17 protein-coding genes are annotated in these 19,960 nt (G+C 39.7%); 14 read left to right on the top strand and 3 right to left on the bottom strand.

Annotated features, from left to right (window positions below; translation table 11 throughout):
• The 3 genes from FAZ19_RS02910 (at position 1) to FAZ19_RS02920 (ending at position 7,106) form a co-directional block, all read left to right on the top strand.
• On the top strand, positions 1-3,261 hold the full coding sequence (locus FAZ19_RS02910) for a SusC/RagA family TonB-linked outer membrane protein (RefSeq protein WP_136819090.1): 3,261 nt from the start codon (positions 1-3) through the stop codon (positions 3,259-3,261).
• Between the two features lie 60 nt (positions 3,262-3,321).
• Positions 3,322-4,845, top strand: a complete 1,524-nt coding sequence (locus FAZ19_RS02915) for a RagB/SusD family nutrient uptake outer membrane protein (RefSeq protein WP_136819091.1) — start codon at positions 3,322-3,324, stop codon at positions 4,843-4,845.
• Between the two features lie 206 nt (positions 4,846-5,051).
• The gene (locus FAZ19_RS02920; protein WP_136819092.1) at positions 5,052-7,106 is read left to right on the top strand and encodes a glycoside hydrolase domain-containing protein; all 2,055 of its coding nucleotides are present in this window, start codon (positions 5,052-5,054) and stop codon (positions 7,104-7,106) included.
• A gap of 148 nt (positions 7,107-7,254) precedes the next feature.
• On the opposite strand, the gene FAZ19_RS02925 is transcribed toward FAZ19_RS02920, so the two are convergent.
• The 3 genes from FAZ19_RS02925 to FAZ19_RS02935 form a co-directional block, all read right to left on the bottom strand.
• Positions 7,255-9,123, bottom strand: a complete 1,869-nt coding sequence (locus FAZ19_RS02925; RefSeq protein ID WP_136819093.1) for a M1 family metallopeptidase — start codon at positions 9,121-9,123, stop codon at positions 7,255-7,257.
• A gap of 110 nt (positions 9,124-9,233) precedes the next feature.
• A complete protein-coding gene (locus FAZ19_RS02930) occupies positions 9,234-9,665 on the bottom strand; it encodes a hypothetical protein (protein WP_136819094.1) in 432 nt (143 codons plus the stop codon).
• Positions 9,666-9,703: 38 nt separating this feature from the next.
• The gene (locus tag FAZ19_RS02935; protein WP_136819095.1) at positions 9,704-10,558 is read right to left on the bottom strand and encodes a M23 family metallopeptidase; all 855 of its coding nucleotides are present in this window, start codon (positions 10,556-10,558) and stop codon (positions 9,704-9,706) included.
• A gap of 156 nt (positions 10,559-10,714) precedes the next feature.
• Here FAZ19_RS02935 and mutY point away from each other — a divergent pair, with 156 nt between their 5' ends.
• The 11 genes from mutY (at position 10,715) to FAZ19_RS02990 (ending at position 19,957) form a co-directional block, all read left to right on the top strand.
• The gene (mutY, locus tag FAZ19_RS02940; RefSeq protein ID WP_136819096.1) at positions 10,715-11,761 is read left to right on the top strand and encodes an A/G-specific adenine glycosylase; all 1,047 of its coding nucleotides are present in this window, start codon (positions 10,715-10,717) and stop codon (positions 11,759-11,761) included.
• A gap of 19 nt (positions 11,762-11,780) precedes the next feature.
• Positions 11,781-12,221 carry a single-stranded DNA-binding protein gene (locus FAZ19_RS02945; RefSeq protein ID WP_136819097.1) on the top strand — a complete coding sequence of 147 codons (441 nt, stop codon included), beginning with the start codon at positions 11,781-11,783 and terminating at the stop codon, positions 12,219-12,221.
• A gap of 60 nt (positions 12,222-12,281) precedes the next feature.
• Entirely contained in the window at positions 12,282-13,322 is a 1,041-nt protein-coding gene (pheS, locus tag FAZ19_RS02950; RefSeq protein ID WP_136819098.1) for a phenylalanine--tRNA ligase subunit alpha, read from the top strand.
• 23 nt (positions 13,323-13,345) lie between these two features.
• The gene (locus FAZ19_RS02955) at positions 13,346-13,747 is read left to right on the top strand and encodes a hypothetical protein (RefSeq protein ID WP_229707274.1); all 402 of its coding nucleotides are present in this window, start codon (positions 13,346-13,348) and stop codon (positions 13,745-13,747) included.
• A 3-nt stretch (positions 13,748-13,750) separates the two neighbouring features.
• Positions 13,751-14,326, top strand: a complete 576-nt coding sequence (locus FAZ19_RS02960) for a TetR/AcrR family transcriptional regulator (protein WP_136819100.1) — start codon at positions 13,751-13,753, stop codon at positions 14,324-14,326.
• A gap of 97 nt (positions 14,327-14,423) precedes the next feature.
• Positions 14,424-15,839, top strand: coding sequence for a 23S rRNA (uracil(1939)-C(5))-methyltransferase RlmD (gene rlmD / locus FAZ19_RS02965; RefSeq protein ID WP_136819101.1), 1,416 nt, complete (start codon positions 14,424-14,426; stop codon positions 15,837-15,839).
• Between the two features lie 24 nt (positions 15,840-15,863).
• Positions 15,864-16,262, top strand: a complete 399-nt coding sequence (locus tag FAZ19_RS02970; protein WP_136819102.1) for a hypothetical protein — start codon at positions 15,864-15,866, stop codon at positions 16,260-16,262.
• 66 nt (positions 16,263-16,328) lie between these two features.
• Positions 16,329-17,084: a hypothetical protein gene (locus FAZ19_RS02975; protein ID WP_136819103.1), complete on the top strand. Its 756-nt coding sequence runs from the start codon at positions 16,329-16,331 to the stop codon at positions 17,082-17,084.
• A gap of 99 nt (positions 17,085-17,183) precedes the next feature.
• Positions 17,184-17,879 (top strand): OmpA family protein, encoded by a 696-nt coding sequence (locus FAZ19_RS02980; protein WP_136819104.1) that lies wholly within the window; start codon positions 17,184-17,186, stop codon positions 17,877-17,879.
• A 234-nt stretch (positions 17,880-18,113) separates the two neighbouring features.
• Complete coding sequence (gene cdaA, locus FAZ19_RS02985; RefSeq protein WP_136819105.1) at positions 18,114-18,908, top strand: diadenylate cyclase CdaA; 795 nt, start codon at positions 18,114-18,116, stop codon at positions 18,906-18,908.
• A gap of 140 nt (positions 18,909-19,048) precedes the next feature.
• A complete protein-coding gene (locus tag FAZ19_RS02990) occupies positions 19,049-19,957 on the top strand; it encodes a DUF1338 domain-containing protein (protein WP_136819106.1) in 909 nt (302 codons plus the stop codon).
• The last annotated feature ends 3 nt before the right edge of the window (positions 19,958-19,960 follow it).

Raw genomic sequence — 19,960 nt, forward strand, 5'->3', positions numbered from 1 at the left:
ATGTATTTGAAATCAACTAAGCTTTTATGGCTTCTAGTGCCGTTGTCCGTTACATCATGGGGCGCCCAAGCCTCCCCTCTTAGGGTGGAATTGTTGAAAATGGAAATTAAAAATCAACAACAGATTACAGGTAAGGTAAGAGACAATCAGGGCATTCCAATTGTAGGTGCTACAATTACTAACGATCGTACGAAACAGGTCGTATTAACAGACTCGACGGGAAATTTTGTGTTAGATGGGGTGGTAGGCGACAGCCTTACGATCAGTTATATTGGTTTCTCTACTATTCAAACGACGATTTCAAATCTGAGAAATGTATCGATTGAATTGGTTGACGCGGATAATATGCTGGAGGAAGTAACAGTTTCGATTGGGTATCAAAAGATACGCAAATCTGACGTGACGGGTGCAATAGCGAGTGTTAAGGCAGAAGAACTTAATTTAGCGTCGCCGAAACTTTCGCAGGCACTGGTGGGCAAAGTAGCAGGCGTGCAAATCATGCAAACAAGTGGAGCTCCTTATGACGGGACGAAAATAAGGGTTCGCGGAATGGGATCTATTATTGCTAGTTCAGATCCACTATATGTAATTGACGGTTATCCTGCTGGAAATAACTTGAATATTAATCCCAATGATATTGAAAGTATCGACGTGCTAAAGGACGCAGCTTCTGCCGCCATTTATGGTTCACGTGCCGCCGGAGGTGTTGTTCTGATCACAACAAAAAGAGGTAAAGAAGGCCGAAGCAATGTGGATTATGATGCGTTAACAGGTTTCGGTCAGTTATCGAAGAAAGTAGATCTTCTTAATGCGGAAGAGTTCATTGACTTAATTATTGATGGACGTAATAATGCCTACAAAGATCTTGTTGTAAATAGGGGAATGACTTGGACGGACGCTATGCGTTTAGATGACAATGCCGCGCGTGTAGCACGTGTAGGTAATGCGGGATCTGTTTCGATCCCGGAGGAATACTACGATTTTGCTACGGGCACGGCGAAAAAATCGCAACACGATACCGATTGGCAGGATGCGCTGTACCGGAATGCGCCCTTTCAAAGACACAATTTATCCGCTTATGGAGGTAATGATAAAACACGCTATCTATTGAGCGGTTCGTATCAAGACCAAAATGGGGTCATGCTTGGTACAGACCAACAGATTTTTAATTTTCGTACCAATGTAGATTCGAAAGTCGGTGATCGTTTAACAGTTGGAGCAAACGTTGCCTTTACCTACAACGACAACAATGAGGTGACGACAGGGCGTTACGATCGTAGTCCATCTATGGCGGCCTTGATTTATTTGCCTACACTTCCCGTTTATAATGAAGATGGTAGCTATGCACAATATTTAATGGGGGATCTATCCGCAAATAATTTCGGTATTCAGAATCCTGAAAATCCCTTAGCTTACGTCACCCAAATTAAAAATAATCGTAGAGGAAAAAGGGGGTTATATAACGCGTTTGCAGATTTTTCGATTTTGGAGGGGTTAAATCTCAAGGTTAATGGCGGCCTGTCTACCTATGATGAAAAATATGACTACTACCGCCCGACGAGTATTTCATCTGGTAACAATCCTCCGTTTTCTGATCCAGCCAAAACGGCCGCTTATGCCGACGCGAGAACAAGAGGCGAAATTGATAAGCTGGTGGAAGCGACAATAACTTATAATAAGAACTTTAATGAAAAGCATCAATTAAACGCATTATTGGGTTACTCCGCGCAGCGAACCGATATCGACCAAATACATCTTCGGGCTAACGGTTTTCAAAGTGATGCTGTCGGAGAAATCACTGATAAGGGCGCAGATCCATCTAATTTTCAACTGCTGAAAGATAATGGGGAAACTTTTAAACGTATTACTACATTACAGTCTTATTTTAGCCGATTGATGTACAATTATGATGCGAGATACTTTCTTTCTGCTTCCTTTCGTACCGATGGTTCATCTCGTTTTGGTCCAGAAACAAAATGGGGAACCTTCCCTTCCATTTCTGCGGGATGGACTTTGTCAAACGAAGAATTTTACACCGATTGGCTCGGCACCGGATCTTCTATAAAACTTAGAGCAAGTTGGGGTTTAAGTGGTAATAATAATATTGGCGATTATAAAGCGATTACAACGATGGAATCTCCTGGAGGTGTTATCATTGGCGATCGGGTAGCGACAGGATATTGGCCGAGTAATTTAAGAGATGCCGGACTTGGATGGGAGTCTACATCACAATATAATAGTGGTCTTGATGTAGGTCTATTCAACGGACGTGTAAATTTAATGGCTAATTTGTACTTAAGTCGCTCATTTAATCTTTTATTTGAGCAACCCATAACCGCGATTTCTGGCGCAACTACAATTTTGACCAATTTACCACACAGCAATGTGGAGAACAAAGGCTTCGATCTTCAGCTCGATGCAACAATTATAAGAAAAAATGATTTCCAGCTTGGTTTTAGTGGTAATATAAACGTGAATCGTAATAAGGTGCTTGATTTAGGGGGCGGGTCAACCATTTTTACTAATGGTGCGGAGCGTTCTTACATTACCCACGTCACCCAAGAAGGAAACCCAATTGGTATGTTCTATGGTTTTAAAGTATTGGGAATAGCTACCGAGCAAAACTATCAAACGGTTGCTCCATCGGCAGGCTCTACAAACCCTCTTCAACCGGGTGATCTCTATTTTGAAGATGTAGATGGAAATGGCATCGTGAATGACGAAGATAAGCGTGTAATTGGAAATCCGCACCCCGATTTCACCTATGGTTTTGCCATTAATGCAAGCTATAAACGAATTGATATACGTGCATCCTTTAATGGGTCGCAAGGAAATCAGGTGCTTGACGGTTACGATTATTATTTATACAATATGGAGGGCTCTGGAAACCAGTATGCCGACGTAGCACAACGCTGGCGCTCTTCTGCAAACCCGGGAAATGGAAATGTGTACCGTGCTTCTCGAGCTGGAACGCAGAGTAATAGTACACGCCTTTCATCTTTTTATTTACAAGATGGTTCTTTTCTAAGAATGACCAATATTACACTAGGTTATAATCTGTCTCCGTCGTTGGTAACTAAAATGCATATTTCTGGTATACGTATTTATGGAAGTGTAGAAAATCCATTTACGATCTCGAAATATAAAGGCTACAATCCGGAACCTGATTACAACCAACGTGGAAACCTAACTCCCGGTGTAGATTACGGATTGTACCCCCTAGTAAGAGGTTATAACTTAGGCTTGAAAGTAACATTTTAAATTTTAATTAGCGTCTTTCTAAATAACGAAGGACTCTTTATCAATCAAAAAAGCAAACAGATGAAAACAAGATATATATTGCCATTTCTTCTTTTGGGACTAACGTCTTGCCAAAAGGACTTTTTGAATCAATTAGATCCCAATGCAGTGGCGGTCGAAGAGTATTTTAAAACGGAAAATGATGTATTATTAGCGGTAAACGGTCTTTACCAAGCATTGCGTTCAGGGAGTAATATTGGAGAAAGCAGTACGCTATATAGCGAAGAAAGATCGGACAATGTGGGACGTGACGACAACCAGTCCAATGCCGGTGAACCCTTTCAGTTTAATGATTTTTCCATTTTGCCAAGTAACTCTTATTTAAAAACACATTGGTCCAATATGTACGATGGTATTGCGCGTTGCAATACCTTAATATCACGGATAGATCAAGTGATGTTTAGTAATGAAGATATAAAAATTCGATATGTTTCAGAAGCAAAATTTGTGCGTGCATTGTTGTATTTTCATATGGTACGTAAATTTGGTGACATCCCATTGGCTACTGTTGAAATTACAAGTAAAGAGCAAGCGAATGAATTGGCTTATAGACAGAAAGAAGATATTGTATACAAGCAGATTGTGGCCGATCTTACCGATGCCTTAGATAGTGATTTACCAAATACACAGTGGGAATACGCCGTTGGTAGAACATCTAAGGCAGCTATCAACGCGCTGTTAGGACAGGTGTATCTAACGATGGGATCTACCTTCACCCTGGATAAAATAGAAAATTTTCAAAAAGCTGAAAGACATTTATCTGCTGCCTATGGCATGCGTACATTTGGTAAATTAAATGAAATTCCCTATGCGCAAGTATTCGATGTAACGAATAAAGCGAGCTGTAAGGAACTGATTATGCAAGTACAATACCTTCAGGGCGACCAAAACTATAGCTCTTCTATAGCACGCAACAATCAAGCGCGTGGAGAAACGATTAACTCTCAATATCCTTCTACAGGTACTGGCGGTAATGTAAAGATGGATTTAGTGAAAGATTATGAGGAGAACGACGTAAGAAAGAGCTTCTCTATAAAATTTGCTACCCATGCGCAAGTTAATGACTGGTTTATCACTAAATTTAGAGATAATAGTGACGAATCAGGTACTCAAGGTTGGGGCGGAAATGATTGGATTTTGATTCGTTATGCCGATGTCATGCTATTGTTAGCTGAAACAAAAATGCATCTAGGTAAAGAGGCAGAAGCAATTAAATTATTGGATGAAGTGCGTGAAAGGGCTGGATTACCTTCTTATGAAGTCTCTAAGTCGAATGCAACCTATAGCCGTAGGTACCCTACACTAAAAGATGCTATATTACACGAGCGTAGAGTAGAGTTGGCTTTTGAAAATCACCGCTGGTTCGATCTTATTCGTAATTATGATACTGAAGGATTGGTAGAATACTTCAAAACGAAAAGCCAGGCGGATTACGGAAATGCTAAACTGTCCAATATCTCGACAAAGGACAGATACTATCCAATTCCTTTCGACGAATACAAGCTGAATCCCGAAAAAATGTATCAAAACGAAGGTTATCAATAGGAGCCGCGTTACCGTATAGCTTCGGAAAAAATCGTCTCGATTCGCGCGAAAGAATATTTGAGCGGATCGAGACAGTTTATAAGCGATATAGTGTGCAATAATAGTGATCTATATGTATGCCTGTAAACATAAAATTCTTTACAAAGAGCCAGGAAAACTGTAAATTACAACCTTGCTAAACTAAAAAAACTGATTAAGATACTTTTATGAAAAATTATGTTTCCTGCCTTGTACTGATCTCATTCCTTTATTTAAAGGGACACGTGCATGCACAGAGTGAAAACGTGAATGTTTTTCTTGGCTCATCAGGTGACCATGGCCAACTCTCTCCTGCTGCGTCATCGCCTTTTCATCAGTTGAGTATTGTTCCGCAGACCAACCCAACGCTGCACATGGGATATGAGTATCTAGCGAAGGAGGTTGTTGGATTCACGCACAACCGGTTTGAAGGCGTCGGATGTAAGGGTAGTGGCGGATTGATTTTGGTCAAACCATTTTTGGGTGATAAGGATACGAAAATTCCGCTACAGAAAAGGAGAGAAAAGGCATCTCCCGGATCTTACGAGATAGAATTTAAAGAGGGAATCGGCGCGAAGATCGCAGTAGATGGTAATTTTGGTATACATGAGTATACTTTTCCAAAAGGAAAAAAGGGATTGTCTATCGATTTAGCACATGCATTTAATGGTGCATTTGTTAATAATAAGTATGAAATAAAAGATGGTCTTATTTTGGGTGCGCTTCGTGCAAAGACGACTTGTAATGTAGGTATATATACCATATACTATGCGATCTCATTAAATCATGTTGTAGACATGGCTGTCGAAGGTGATAAACTGCGCATGCACTTAGCAAACAATGTAGAAAAGAGCGAATTTCGAATCGCTTTTTCTGCGGTGGATATCGCTTACGCCAGGAAAACACTGGAGGATCATAATACGATGGACTATGCTAGACTAAAACAAAAATCGGTAGCGAATTGGGACAGATACCTGTCTGCCATACAAGTGGAAGGTGATCCTGAACGTGAAAAATTGTTCTATTCGCTTTTTTATCGGACAATGCAATCTCCGTATAAGATATCCGAGGCTGATGGGAAGTATCGGGGTACTGACGGTGAGATTCATCAGGATGAGCTCCCCCGATTTCATGGATGGGCCATCTGGGACAACTATAAAACTCAGCTTCCTCTTTTAGAGTTGGCTTTCCCTCAGTACTATCAAGCTATTGTATCTTCCATCTCTGATTTGTACCGCTATGGTAAACACGATTTTGCAGGGCGTTATGAACCGGCGAATTCGGTGCGAACCGAACACGCTGCAGTAGTATTGCTGGATGCTAAAGGCAAGGGTTATGAAATACATCTGGATGAAATACGCGACTCATTGATCAAAGATACATCTCGTTTTGATTTCTCAAAGCCAGATAAGTATCTGGAAGCTGCTTATGATATGTGGACGATGAGTCAGTTGTTTGAGGGAGAGGAGTCGGATCATTATTTTAATCGTGCGATGACCTATAAAAAGGTTTGGGAAAAGCATTTTAAGGATCTAAAAAGAAACGACGTGGATCGCATGTCCGCGCGAGATATGTATCAAGGGACCATAAGGCAGTATCGATGGAATGTGCCGTTTGACGTGTTAGGATTGGTGAAATTGGCAGAGGGGAAGACGGCTTTTACAGAGCAATTGGACGATTTTTTTGATAATCATTATTTCAATCGTGCGAATGAACCGGATATGCAATCGCCGACTTTATATTACTCTAGTGCAAAGCCTTGGCGATATCAATCTTTAGTGCATGAACTCGCTTTGGATACGGTGATACAGTATTATTTTAACGATAACAGTAGAGGAATCGACGCACACATTGACCGGATCTATAAAAATGAGCCTAAAGCTTTTGTGCGTACCATGGACGACGATGCAGGTGCTATGTCGGGTTGGTTCGTAATGACAGCTATTGGCCTTCATCAGCCGTTAATAGGAGAGCCGATTTATTACCTTAATGTGCCGTTTTTTTCAAAAGTAACCCTTGCTAATAATGGTAAACCGCTAGTTATAAAAGTCTTGAATTTTTCGGATAGAAATCGTTATATAAAAAGCGTCAAGTTAAATGGTAAGGATTTGGGTAGGGTCTGGATAAAGCATGAGGAGCTAGCAGCGGGAGGGGAACTGGTGATTGAAGCTTCTAATCAATCGACAACGTACGGTTTTGATTCAATTTGGATATCTAATGCAAATATAAAAGAAGGTGTCTAAAAAGGTCGTCACCTACAAGAAAACGCGTCATTGCGAGGAAGAATGACGAAGCAATCTGCGTTTTTAACATCGTCAGATTGCTTCACCATCGTTCCTCCGGTTCGCAATGACGACGATGTTGTGCTTTTTAGACAGCCCCTTATTTCAATTATCTTTCAAAAGTATTGTCTGATGATTCTACATCTGCTAGCCGTTGGGAAGGATCAATCCAAACTTTTTTTGCAGGCTTATTTGTTGTAATCACATAGTCAGGCTTAGTCCAGAACCAATCTTCTACTATTGTACGGGTTATGCCTTGATAGATGTCAAAGTTTTCTGCTGCTTTCTCTCCGCGCATTTCCCGAAGCGGAATGTAAAATAACTCTTTGGAACCGTCTTCATATTCAACAAGTACGTCTAGCGGCATCGCAAAGTCGGATTTGTTTTTAAGCACAATGCTATTCGAAGTTACTTCTGTAATTGCGTAGTCGATTTTACGTGTCGTATTGATAAATAGATTAAAGTACCATTTGAGATTGATTCCTGACACTTCTTCTGCTACGCGTTTAAAATCATTCGGTGTAGGATGCTTAAATTTCCAATGTTCGTAAAATGTTAAAAATGTCTTGTTCAAGTTTTCCTGTCCTATGATATAGCCCAATTGCTGGGCTAAGACGGCGCCTTTATTGTAGGCCTCGTTACTATATGCATAGTTGGAATTGTAATAATCTGCCAAAAGACTCATAGGTTCTTCCCTGTCTGAAAGAGCGAGCTTGTAATAAGCACGATAGGGTGCAATAACCGGGTTAGTGTCTATTGCACCCTTTTTTTCAAAAAGTTGCTGGAAGGCTAACTCTTCTACATAGCTTGTAAATCCTTCGTCAAACCATTCGTCTACTGTTTCATTGATGCCAAAAAGATGTTGGTACCAAGAGTGGGCGGCTTCGTGAAAAATAACACCCACTAAACTTTTGATATTTCTACCTCCCGTTACCAAAGTAGCTGTTCCGTATTCCATACCTCCGTCACCGCCTTGTATAATCGTGTAGCTTGGCCATGGGTAAGCTCCAAATTTATCGGCACAGAAGTCAAAAAAATCAGTTGCCAATCCGAGCGCTTGCCGCCAGTTAGCTATCGTAGGCTTATCCTTGGGTAAATATACTGTATATACGTTTATTCCACCACGGCTTTTGGCAGAGTCTACTACAAACTTAGGGTCCGCAGCCCAAGCAAAATCATGAATGTTTTCCGCTTTGTAATGCCACTGTACCTTATTGTTTATTGGCTTTACTGTGGGTTTCTTTTGATAACCTTTTACATGAGCGGGATTTTGAAGTACTCCAGACGCGCCCAGCACGTAATCTTTATGGATATTGATTTTAACGTCGAAATTACCAAAAGGTGCGATAAATTCCCGCGCAACATATTCGTCAAGATGCCACCCGAATTCGTCGAAATGTGCCATCTTGGGGTACCACTGTGTCATCGATAAGGCAACACCCTCTTTCGAATTTCGACCACTTCGTCTTATTTGCTCCGGGACCTGTGCATTCCATTCCATTTGGAATGTAGCCGTAGCGCCGTCTAGAATAGGTGAAGGAAGAGTCACTTCTAATAGAGTGCCGTCCACTTTATAGGTTGTGTTAATGCCGTTGAATGTAAGTGATTTTATCTTCTGATAACCTATTTGATCAGGTGTAAGTGGCGCGATGCGACTTTGGTAAATAGGTTTTTCTTTTGTGCCCAGGTTGGTTGTCATCCGCGGATCTGGATCAGATATGGAAGTGAGCCTATAATCCATCATACTTCCAGGTTGAAAGGCGTTGAAATAGAGGTGGAAATACACTTTTGACAGTGATTGACCCGAATTGTTGGTGTATTTTAACGTCATCTTTCCATCGTACTGATAGGTTTTTTCATGCACATCAATGGACATATTATAATCTACACCTTGTTGCCAATATCCTTTACGTTGTCCAAATAAGGGATTGCAACAATATATTACTATAGCTAAAAACAGGATATAATTTAATTTCATATTATATATAATAACTACTTCATGAGCTGGCCTGACCTACCGGAGGTGGGTAAGCTCGGTTTCTTTGTGTCAAACTTACAAAAATTGAAGCGAGTTGGGTGAATTGTAACTTAAAACTTATAATATTCTACAGCGGAGTCAATAAGTGCATGATGAAGAAGCTGGTTGTCATCCTCCTCTTGGAACAGCTTGTTGCGCCAATACCGGCTAGGTGATTTCTTATGGAAATGAATGACGTACAAAGCTCCACCCGAACGGGTAAGACTTTGGATATAATCTATTTCGGCAAGAGGATAGGAAATCTCCTTTTTTGGAAAGGTAATAATTAGGTGCTCTTCAGTAAGGAGCCATACCGAAGGATTTTGACTCATTCTGACGCTTACAAATAGTATGACTGGGATCGTAAATAATATAATGATAATCTTTACAATTTCCTGAAACGGAATAAGAGAACTCAAGCCGCCAGCTAAAAAGAGCATCAGCAAAAAGGCCGAAATAAACTTGCCTCTGTGGAGGGTGTGAATAGTGAAAGATGCTTGCATGTGTACAAATGTACACGGAAAATTTGTGTAGTTTTAATTTAAAAATTGAAGTATTTTTCTGGATTGACCTTCTTGTCATGGTGTAATATTTCATAATGAAGGTGGGATCCCGTACTTCTGCCGGTGTTGCCTAGTAATCCGATTACTTTACCGACTTCGATATTTTGGCCTTTTCTTACGTTCGTTTTTGAAAGGTGTGCATAACGGGTTTCAAATCCATTTGGGTGATTCACTTTGACCACATATCCATATGCGCCCTCGTACCCCGCAAATACTACCTTACCGCTAGCGGTAACTTTTACAGGGTCGCCTGTTCTTCCTTTTAGGTCAATTCCAGAATGCATTTCCCTACCTCTATTGGTGAACGGGTTGCGACGGTAGCCGAATCTTGAGGTTATTTTCCCCGGATGGGGGATTCCTATCGGAATACCCGATAGCTTTCGGTCTAAATCTTTTAATGCGCCAGCATAAAACTCGCTTAATAATTCAATATTCTCTTCATCCGCTTCAATAGGTCCTCCTGCATTTTGAAGTGCGATGGTTTTTAAACCTCTCTTTTTCATCTTTGCATTTATGCGTTCGATCGTACTGTCTATTTTATTGAATGATTGTCTTACTTGATGAATATCCCGCTCACTTTCGCTTTGGTCCCAACTCAGCTGTCGGTTCATCGCGCGTACTTCATCTAGTGTGGCCTCATATTTGCTTGTAATATCATGTTCCTTTTTACTTGTGGCAAAATAGATAATGCTACCGCACAAGATAAAGATAAACGATAAGGTTGAGATACATATCTTTTTCCAGTGTTTAAGAAGGACTGTTGGTACAAGCAGGTTTTTATCTGAAGTACCATCTGCACTGATAATGCGTACAGAAGATTTGTTTTTTAGCATATGATAATAACTAAGTACTTTTAATGTAATACTTAACGTAATACGATTTACGAATCGTTGCAAATTTAATGAAATAGGTGGGATGCGGTTAATTTTCTATAGTGTAAAGACCATTTATGCTCGTTAAAATTTGTTAAAAATGTGCACTTTTGCAGCATGTCATTTTCGGAAAAAATAATCTCTTGGTATACAAAAAGCGGCCGCATCTTACCTTGGCGCACGACAAAGGACCCTTACATTATTTGGCTCTCTGAAATAATTCTTCAACAAACCCGCGTTGAACAAGGGTTGCCATATTTTCATTCTTTTGTAACAAAATACCCAAACGTTCAGAAATTTGCAGACGCTGAGGAAGGTGATATCCTTCGGCTTTGGCAAGGCTTAGGTTATTATTCTCGTGCAAGGAACATGCACAGGGCTGCAAAACGTGTTATCGCTGAGTTTCAAGGGAATTTCCCGACACGATATGCGGATGTCATCCAGTTACCAGGAATAGGGGACTATACCGCTGCGGCAATTTCTTCTTTTTCGATCAATGAAAAACAAGCGGTATTGGACGGAAATGTCTTTCGAGTGCTGGCGCGTTGTTTCGGTATTGATTTACCGATAAATTCGGGAGAAGGAAAAAAAGTATTTAAAAATCTTGCCCAAGAATTGATATCTGATAGCGTTCCCGGTTTGCACAATCAAGCGATAATGGATTTTGGTGCAATACAGTGTAAACCTAAGATGCCTCTTTGTGAGACCTGTATTTTTAGATTGGAATGTGTAGCCTTTAACGAGAATAGAGTTTTTGAATTACCAGTTAAGACTAAAGGAAAAGTAAGCAGGAACAGGTTTTTTCATTATTTTCTTCACGAAAAAGAAAATGCTATATTGATGTCAAAAAGGGGTGAAGCAGATGTGTGGGCCAATTTATACGAACTCCCCTTGATAGAAACTGAAAATGAAGTGGATGTAGCCGAGTTAATGCTTCACCACGAATTTATCAGACATTTTGATGGTGCAGAGCTGTTGCCGATAAATGGACAAATAAAGCATGTATTAAGTCATCAGAATATTTATGCTCGATTTTATCGTTTGGAAAATTTGCCAGCGGTAAAGGAAAAAAAAGCAGACTGGAATTACTGTTTGTCAGAAAATTTAAATAATTTAGCTAAACATAAGCTTATTTTTTCTTTTTTAAATAAGTATATTAGCTAAATAAACCCTAAATTATAGTATGTCAAGCGTAAACAAAGTTATTTTAGTGGGACACTTAGGTAAAGATCCTGAGTTGCGTTACTTAGACGGAAACGTTAGTGTAGCGAGTTTTCCCTTAGCCACCTCCGAAACATTTAATAAAGATGGGAAAAAAATCGAACAGACCGAATGGCATAATATCGTCATGTGGCGCGGACTGGCAGATGTCGCCTCCAAATATCTGAACAAAGGTAGGCTCGTGTACATTGAAGGTAAATTGCGTACCCGCTCGTACGAAGATAAGGAGGGAATTAGGCGGTATACAACGGAGATTGTAGCCGAAAGTTTTAATATCTTGGGACGGCGCACGGACTTCGAGAGCCCCGGAGGTAACCAAACTAATAATACGAAAGCGAGCCAACAGGAACAGTCTGTTGATTATAAAGAGAATGATGAAGAAAAAGATGGTTTACCTTTTTAATTCATATTAATTAGAATCCCCTGACAAGGAATTTTAATATTTTGCTGTATCTTTGGCTTCATGTTGCAAGATAGAATAAAGCAGTATACCGAAGAGATTGAGCAGATTACGCTATTATCCGCTGCAGATGTAGAAAATTACCGGTTAAAATTTTTAGTTTCGAAAGGTGTTGTAAAAGGTTTATTCGAGGAGTTTAAAACCGTTTCTTCTGAGGAGAAACGTGTCTTAGGTAAAGTATTGAATGAATTTAAACAATTAGCGGAAAATAAATATCAAGAAGCCCAAGAACTGTTTGGTAAATCTAATACGAATACAGTAAAACTTGAGGAAGGTGATCTAACGTTACCGGGCGAAGGGTTTCAGCTTGGATCCCGGCACCCGCTTTCCTTAGTACGCAAAGAAATCGTAGAAATTTTTAAAAAATTAGGATTCGTCGTCGCCGAAGGCCCTGAAATTGAAGACGATTGGCATAATTTCTCTGCATTGAACTTTCCTCCGGAACACCCTGCCAGAGATATGCAAGATACATTCTTTATCAAAAAGCAAGATGGTAACGATATTGCACTTCGTACACACACCTCGTCGGTACAGGTACGTCTGATGGAAGCCGGTAAACCACCTTTTCGGGCAATTATGCCGGGAAGAGTATACCGTAATGAGGCTATCTCTGCTCGTGCCCACTGTTTTTTTCATCAGGTAGAAGGATTGTATGTCGATGAGGACGTTTCATTCGCAGATTTAAAACAAACATTGTTTCACTTTGTGCAAGAGTTATACGGCGAAGGTACGAAGGTGCGTTTCCGTCCTTCTTACTTTCCTTTCACCGAACCGTCGGCAGAAATGGATATCTCGTGTACGATCTGTAAAGGACAGGGTTGTCAATTGTGCAAGGGATCGGGCTGGGTAGAAATTTTAGGATGTGGGATGGTAGATCCGAACGTATTGGAGAACTGTGGAATTGATAGCAAAAAGTACTCGGGATTTGCATTTGGAATGGGTATAGAACGTATTACGAACTTGAAATATGAAATTAAAGACCTGCGTCTTTTCTCTGAGAATGATGTTCGTTTCTTGTCTCAATTTGAAACTGAAATAATATAATGCGTATCATTAGGAATTTTATTATGATCTTTTTGTTCACCTTGCTTGCTTGGGCCTGTGATAAAGGGGGATGTAATGTTGTTCCTAATGTGGCCTTTAACCAAACGTTTTCTCAAGCAACGGCGGGAGATGCGTTTCGCCCGAATGGGAGCGATTATGTTTCGGGAGGGGTCAGTGGTTTGATCGTGTATAATATTTCAAATGCAGCTGGTGCTTATAGATTTGTTGCTTACGATAGGTGTAGTCCAGTCAATCCTGAGGAGAGGAATCAGGTCGTGATTTCAAACGCTTTTTATGCAGAAGATCCAGTAAGTGGAGCCAAATGGTTTTTAAAAGATGGTTCGCCTATTGATGTGGCCGAATGTCCTCTTAAGCCGTATTATGTCAGTTCTTTTGGGAATTCATATACTGTAGGAAATAATTAATCGATGGAACAGGATAAAATAACCGTAGCTATTAAAAAAGCCGCTCGTGAGCTTTTTCGTAAATACGGTTATAATAAAACTAGCGTCAATGAACTAGCTAAGCAGTCGCATATTTCGAAAGCGACATTCTATAAATATTTTGCATCAAAAGAGCTTATTCTTCACGCCGTACTGATGGAGTACATTCAAGAAAATGTACAGGATATCTTGAATAAAGGCGTTCGCGAGCAGGATTTGCCTACTTTTTTAGCGAATACCATTCTTCGCGTTAGTCGAGTTACTTATACTGTATGTAATGAGTTCGTGGGTTGGGAATTTATTCGGGAGTCTGCAAATGCGCAGGAGTATCTAAAGACCCTATCGGATGATCTGGAATTTTTACTATTAAGTTCTTTTATACAAAACGAGACGATAGGTTCAACCATCTCTGAGGAAAAACTTACTTTCCTGATTAAAACGAGTAAAAATATTGTTTTTTCATTTGCTTTTACGGCGGTAACCGATGCAGATGTAAAGAAAAATTTTATCTCCTTCCAGAAGGAGATGCTACCTCATCTAGTAGCCGCCACGTTACTTTAGTCGAATCCGCGAATTTGCAAATTCGTACTTCGCGTATCTCACAATATGCACCACCCAATACTTAATACTTCCAAAAAAACCGTATTTTTGCCAAATCATGGGAAGAAGAATACCGCAGGAGAAGAAGTTCCTGCACAACATTACTATTGTTGACATAGCGGAAGAGGGGAAAGGTGTCGCCAAACAGGATGATTTGGTGCTTTTTATTGAGAAGGGGGTGCCGGGTGATATAGTAGATGTTGAATTGCAACGAAAAAAGAAGAACTTTGCGGAAGGCAGAGTCGTTAATATTATTCAAAAATCCGAGTATCGTGTAGATCCATTTTGTCCGCATTTTGGCGTATGTGGTGGTTGTAAGTGGCAACATATGACCTATGAAGCGCAATTGCAGTTCAAGCAGCAGTCGGTAGATAACGCACTCTCCCGTATAGGGAAGGTGGATACTTCCTCCATGGAAAATATTCTTCCATCACAGCAGACGGAGTACTATAGAAACAAGCTAGAGTTCACATTTTCCAATAAAAGATGGCTCACTTCCCTGGATGAGCAAGTGTCTCCAGATAGCATGGACGCTTTGGGTTTTCACGTTCCAGGTCGTTTTGATAAAATACTGGATATAGATCATTGCTTTTTGCAGCAGGATCCTTCTAATGAATTACGTAATGCAGTCCGTGATTTTTCCATAACAAAAGGGATTACTTTTTATGACCTACGTACACATGAGGGAGCGTTGCGTAATCTTATTATTCGAACTTCTTCAACGGGTGAAGTAATGGTGATCGTTGTTTTTGCTTATCCTGAGGAAGGGCATGTGGAACAATTGATGTCATTTGTATACAACCAATTTCCAGCTATTACTTCCTTATTATATATTGTCAATCAAAAACGAAACGATACTATTTTTGATCAGGATATTCAGATATATAAAGGACGTGATTTTATCTACGAGGAAATGGAGGGACTGAAATTTAAGGTGGGGGCCAAGTCATTCTACCAAACAAACTCACATCAGGCGTATGAATTGTATAAAATCACACGTGAGTTTGCGGATCTGAAGGGTCACGAATTAGTTTATGACTTATACACAGGTGCGGGTACGATTGCAAATTTTGTCGCCCGTACAGTAAAGGAGGTCGTAGGTGTGGAGTATGTGCCGTCGGCTATTGAAGATGCTAAGCTAAATTCGGAAATCAACGGAATAGGGAACACGAAGTTTTACGCAGGTGATATGAAGGATGTGCTTACCGGTGATTTTGTTGCCCTGCATGGTAAACCCGATGTCGTTATTACGGACCCTCCCCGTGCGGGTATGCATGCAGATGTGGTACAGCGCATTCTGGAAATGGAAGCAGAAAAAATTGTCTATGTAAGTTGCAACGCGGCTACACAAGCTAGGGATTTGCAACTGCTTACAGCTAAATATGATGTAGTACGCATCAAACCTGTTGATATGTTTCCACATACACAGCACGTCGAAAATGTTGTGCTATTGAAGATTAAAGAACAGAGATAAAGGAATAACGATAGAAAGAGTGATATGAATTTAGAAGATCTTCTCAATAACGGATCGTCTGGAGAGGACGGTCAACCCGCTAAAAGTAGTCCGTTACAGAGTTTAAAAGTCGATTTGGATTTTTATAGCGAGTCGATAAAGGAAGTTTCTGCGGAAATGATTGTTGAAGGCTACACGTTATATCCTATCTTTATCGCACATCAACATGAAGTAAGTCTAGGACAGGTATTGCTTGACAAGCTAGAATTGGGAACAAATTGGTCAATTAACGTGAGTTCGGTAGAAGAATTTGTAGAGCGAGGGGTTATAAAAGAAGAGAAGCGAGCTTATTTCGAAAAGCATTTCAAAAAACCCGAAAATTTTATGTGTCTGTTTGTAGTTGTTCCTGATGGCGCAAATTTTGTTTTTTACCCCTATAAATAAAAGTGATGAATAGTTTAAAACTTTTTAACATTTGATAGTCTAACTATTTCTTTACTTTAGCCTCTGATGTTAAAACAAATAATAAAAGCTATATGTTGTCTTTTTGTGCTCTTGCTAGCACTAATTGAAGTGCGTGCTCAAGAAATACCTTCGTTATCTGGACTGGTATTGGATAAAGATAATGGAAGTCGCATAGAAGATGTAAATGTTGTCAATCTGCGTACAAAAACACGTGCGGTCACAAATAGTTACGGGGTATTCTATATAGAGGCTGCTGTAGGAGATACATTGTCTCTTACAAAGACTGGGTACGGGTCAATTAAAACTTTTGTTTATACAATGGAAGACATGTTGCTGGAAATGCAATCAGGAATCCATTTGGAAACTATAATCGTTAGTCGAAGATCACGAGAGCAACAGATGGAAGATATACTACGAGATTATGGGAAAAAGGGAATCTATAATGGAGGGAAAAATAGTGTGGGTACGTATGTAGCTAGCCCTGCTACGGCATTATATAATCTGTTTGGGCGTGAGGCAAAGAACATGAAGCGCTTTGAAAAGTTCATGGATCGTGAGGTCGATGAAATACAAGTGGATCGGATCTTCAGTAAGGCCAAAATTGCCGAAATTACGGGATTGAGCGGTGACGATCTTCAAAACTTTATGGACCTCTATAGACCGTCTCTTTCTATGGCACAAAACTGGGGACAATATGATCTCTTGGATTATGTAAATCGCTCATTAAAATCGTGGAATGAACAGGGAAGACCTGCTTCTCAAAAATTGCCCAAATTGTATATCCCACCTCAGTCAAAATAAAAAGTGCTTTTTTTAACGCTTGGGCAGCGATTAGACGAACCTACTTTACTTTTGGCATTTACTTTGTTTACTACTTAGAGTAATAAATTAAAATAATTATTGGTTATGAAAATGAATAAAAAATTGGCGGTGTATGGTCTTTCTTTGGCCACGTCAGCAATGTTATTAGGAAGCTGTTCAGCAGTTCAAAATACAAATAGCACTACTAAAGGTGCTGTCATCGGGACGGCAGCTGGTGGTGCGGTAGGTGCATTGATAGGAGGTAAAGCAGGTAATACGGCTGTTGGCGCTATAGCAGGTGCTGTGATAGGAGGTGCCGCCGGAACGTTGATTGGCCGGAAAATGGATAAGCAAGCTAAGGAGATCGAAAACACTGTAGCTGGTGCCGAAGTTATCAAAGCCGATGAAGGTATTATCGTAAAATTCGATGAAGGCATATTGTTTGATTTTAATAGTTCGAACTTAAAAACTGCAGCAAAATCTAATATTGCTAATCTAGTGGCTACGTTAAATAAGGAGCCAGGAACTGAAATCTTGGTAATTGGACATACGGATAATATTGGTTCTTTATCTGCTAATCAGAAAGTTTCTGAGGCGCGTGCTGCTGCAGTAAAATCATATGCTGTATCACAAGGTCTAACTGGAACACGGGTGAAAACACAAGGTAAAAATTATTCTGAACCCCTTGCTTCAAATGATTCGGATGCAGGACGTGCTGAAAATCGTCGTGTAGAGATTGTTATTGTAGCGGGTGATCAAATGGTGAAAGAAGCAAAAGCAGAAGCGGGTCAGTAAACGGATCATCATTTATAAATAATATTGACATAAGGTGTTGCTCCGAAGAGCAACACCTTATTTTTTTACAAAATATTGTTTGGAAAACATCTAATCAATTCAATGCTGGTGTAACAGCCTGCTATAGTTATAGCACGTGTAGATGTAAAATATATAACACGTTAACGAATGTTGTTGCAATTTTAAATACAGATAATAAGAATCTTGTGGGAATTTTATAAATTGCATAGGAATATGGATGGATTAGACTTCAATTTATTAGAGGGTTTTCGGCTGTTGGATATTATAGATATCCTGTTGGTGGCTGTAATTATTTATTATATCTACAGTTTGATCAAAGGAACTATTGCTGTTAATATTCTCGTAGGGGTCGGTCTTTTCTATGGTATTCATCTTGTAGTTAAACAATTGGAGATGAGGTTGTTGACAGAGATTTTCGGAGGTTTTATTTCTGTCGGTTCTATTGCATTGATTGTTGTATTCCAACAAGAAATCCGAAGGTTCTTGCTTCATATTGGTAAGAATATATCGCTAAGGCGAAAGAAATTTTTTTGGAGTTTTTTGGGAAATAAACGAACGGCACAACATGACCGCTCGGAGGAAATTAAGCCAATTATAGAAGCTTGTAAAAGTATGTCAAAATCACGCACGGGCGCTTTACTTGTTTTTTCTAAATATTTTGATGAGGAGTATTATCAAACCAGTGGTGAGTATGTTGATGCCCCAGTGTCCAAAAGATTGTTAGAAAGTATATTCTTTAAAAATAGTCCTCTGCACGACGGTGCCGCAGTAATAGTCGATTTTAGAGTGATGACGGCGAGTTCAGTATTGCCTTTGTCAGATAGTGAAGACTTACCTCCTCAATTTGGATTGCGACACCGGGCGGCGATTGGTGTTACCGAAGTATCAGAAGCGGTAGCAGTAATCGTTTCCGAAGAAACCGGAGAAATATCATTTGCAAAGGATGGAAATATAAATATGAACCTTACACCTGAAGAATTAGAGAAAATCCTTCGAGAGGAGTTGTAGTTGTTTGGTCTGCTTCTTTTTCTGAATAAGCTTTTGTTATATCTTGTTTATTTCGAATTTAATTCTATTTTTTGTATTTTCTGACGAAAATGAGAAAAGTGTTATGTAAATTTACATTATATAAACTTACTTTTTGTCTTATGCATTTTGATGAAAATAATCCATTAGATATTGTCTTGAATGATTTGTTTGAGCATTATCGCCAAAATGTCGCTGATGTCGATAAAATTACCAAGAGCTTATTAGATAAGGGGGTTGTTGCTTCTCAGAACGACATTGTTAATGATCATATTGCTTTTAGAACATTAGCTGTACCTTATCTGGGGATCCAGTCTTTTGAAAAGATATTCTTAAAATACGGATACAAGAAAAGAGATTATTATTATTTCGAAGGAAAAAAGTTGGATGCTTACTGGTATTCGCCTCCAGCTAATCATTACCCTCGGATTTTTGTGTCCGAGTTGCGAGTTGCTGATTTGTCACAAAATGCGCAGGCTATTATCTATGGATATACAAAAAATGTTGACTCGGATCCGGTGGATGAATTGCAGTTAAGTAATGGGAAGGAAGTGGCAAATTTTTTACAAAGGCCGCTGTGGGCTCTTCCGACTTCTAAAGATTATCAGGCTTTACTCGCGGAAAGCGAATATGCCGCATGGGTGATATACAACCGATATTACCTTAATCATTATACAATTAGTATTCATGAGTTGAAAGAAGGGTATAATACGCTAGAAGAATTCAATAGGTTTTTGGCTGATATCGGAGTGAAGTTGAATACTTCAGGTGGTGTTATCAAGACCAGTGACGATGGTCTTCTACGCCAAAGTAGTACTGTCTCGGCGCTTTACGAAGCAAAATTTGCAGATAACAAATCATTAGAGATCGCTGGTAGCTATGTTGAATTTGCCGAACGTAGCATCTTGCCGGAATACAAAGATATGCCAAAAGATCAAATTCAACCGCAGCACCGGAGAGACGGTTTTGAAACAAATAATGCGGATAAAATTTTTGAAAGTACCTATACTGCGCAGATTAAAGGTTCGTAATTG

Origin of the sequence: Sphingobacterium alkalisoli, assembly GCF_005049105.1 — a bacterium.
Taxonomy (GTDB): Bacteria; Bacteroidota; Bacteroidia; order Sphingobacteriales; family Sphingobacteriaceae; genus Sphingobacterium; species Sphingobacterium alkalisoli.

Excerpts from the sequence above, each read along its gene's own strand:
- FAZ19_RS02920 (WP_136819092.1), top strand. The coding sequence starts at position 5,052 with ATGAAAAATTATGTTTCCTGCCTTGTACTGATCTCATTCCTTTATTTA.
- FAZ19_RS02925 (WP_136819093.1), bottom strand. The coding sequence starts at position 9,123 with ATGAAATTAAATTATATCCTGTTTTTAGCTATAGTAATATATTGTTGC.
- cdaA (WP_136819105.1), top strand. The coding sequence starts at position 18,114 with ATGGATGGATTAGACTTCAATTTATTAGAGGGTTTTCGGCTGTTGGAT.
- FAZ19_RS02975 (WP_136819103.1), top strand. The coding sequence starts at position 16,329 with ATGTTAAAACAAATAATAAAAGCTATATGTTGTCTTTTTGTGCTCTTG.
- FAZ19_RS02970 (WP_136819102.1), top strand. The coding sequence starts at position 15,864 with ATGAATTTAGAAGATCTTCTCAATAACGGATCGTCTGGAGAGGACGGT.
- FAZ19_RS02930 (WP_136819094.1), bottom strand. The coding sequence starts at position 9,665 with ATGCAAGCATCTTTCACTATTCACACCCTCCACAGAGGCAAGTTTATT.
- FAZ19_RS02935 (WP_136819095.1), bottom strand. The coding sequence starts at position 10,558 with ATGCTAAAAAACAAATCTTCTGTACGCATTATCAGTGCAGATGGTACT.
- FAZ19_RS02955 (WP_229707274.1), top strand. The coding sequence starts at position 13,346 with ATGATCTTTTTGTTCACCTTGCTTGCTTGGGCCTGTGATAAAGGGGGA.
- FAZ19_RS02910 (WP_136819090.1), top strand. The coding sequence starts at position 1 with ATGTATTTGAAATCAACTAAGCTTTTATGGCTTCTAGTGCCGTTGTCC.
- pheS (WP_136819098.1), top strand. The coding sequence starts at position 12,282 with ATGTTGCAAGATAGAATAAAGCAGTATACCGAAGAGATTGAGCAGATT.
- rlmD (WP_136819101.1), top strand. The coding sequence starts at position 14,424 with ATGGGAAGAAGAATACCGCAGGAGAAGAAGTTCCTGCACAACATTACT.
- FAZ19_RS02945 (WP_136819097.1), top strand. The coding sequence starts at position 11,781 with ATGTCAAGCGTAAACAAAGTTATTTTAGTGGGACACTTAGGTAAAGAT.
- FAZ19_RS02915 (WP_136819091.1), top strand. The coding sequence starts at position 3,322 with ATGAAAACAAGATATATATTGCCATTTCTTCTTTTGGGACTAACGTCT.
- FAZ19_RS02960 (WP_136819100.1), top strand. The coding sequence starts at position 13,751 with ATGGAACAGGATAAAATAACCGTAGCTATTAAAAAAGCCGCTCGTGAG.
- FAZ19_RS02990 (WP_136819106.1), top strand. The coding sequence starts at position 19,049 with ATGCATTTTGATGAAAATAATCCATTAGATATTGTCTTGAATGATTTG.
- mutY (WP_136819096.1), top strand. The coding sequence starts at position 10,715 with ATGTCATTTTCGGAAAAAATAATCTCTTGGTATACAAAAAGCGGCCGC.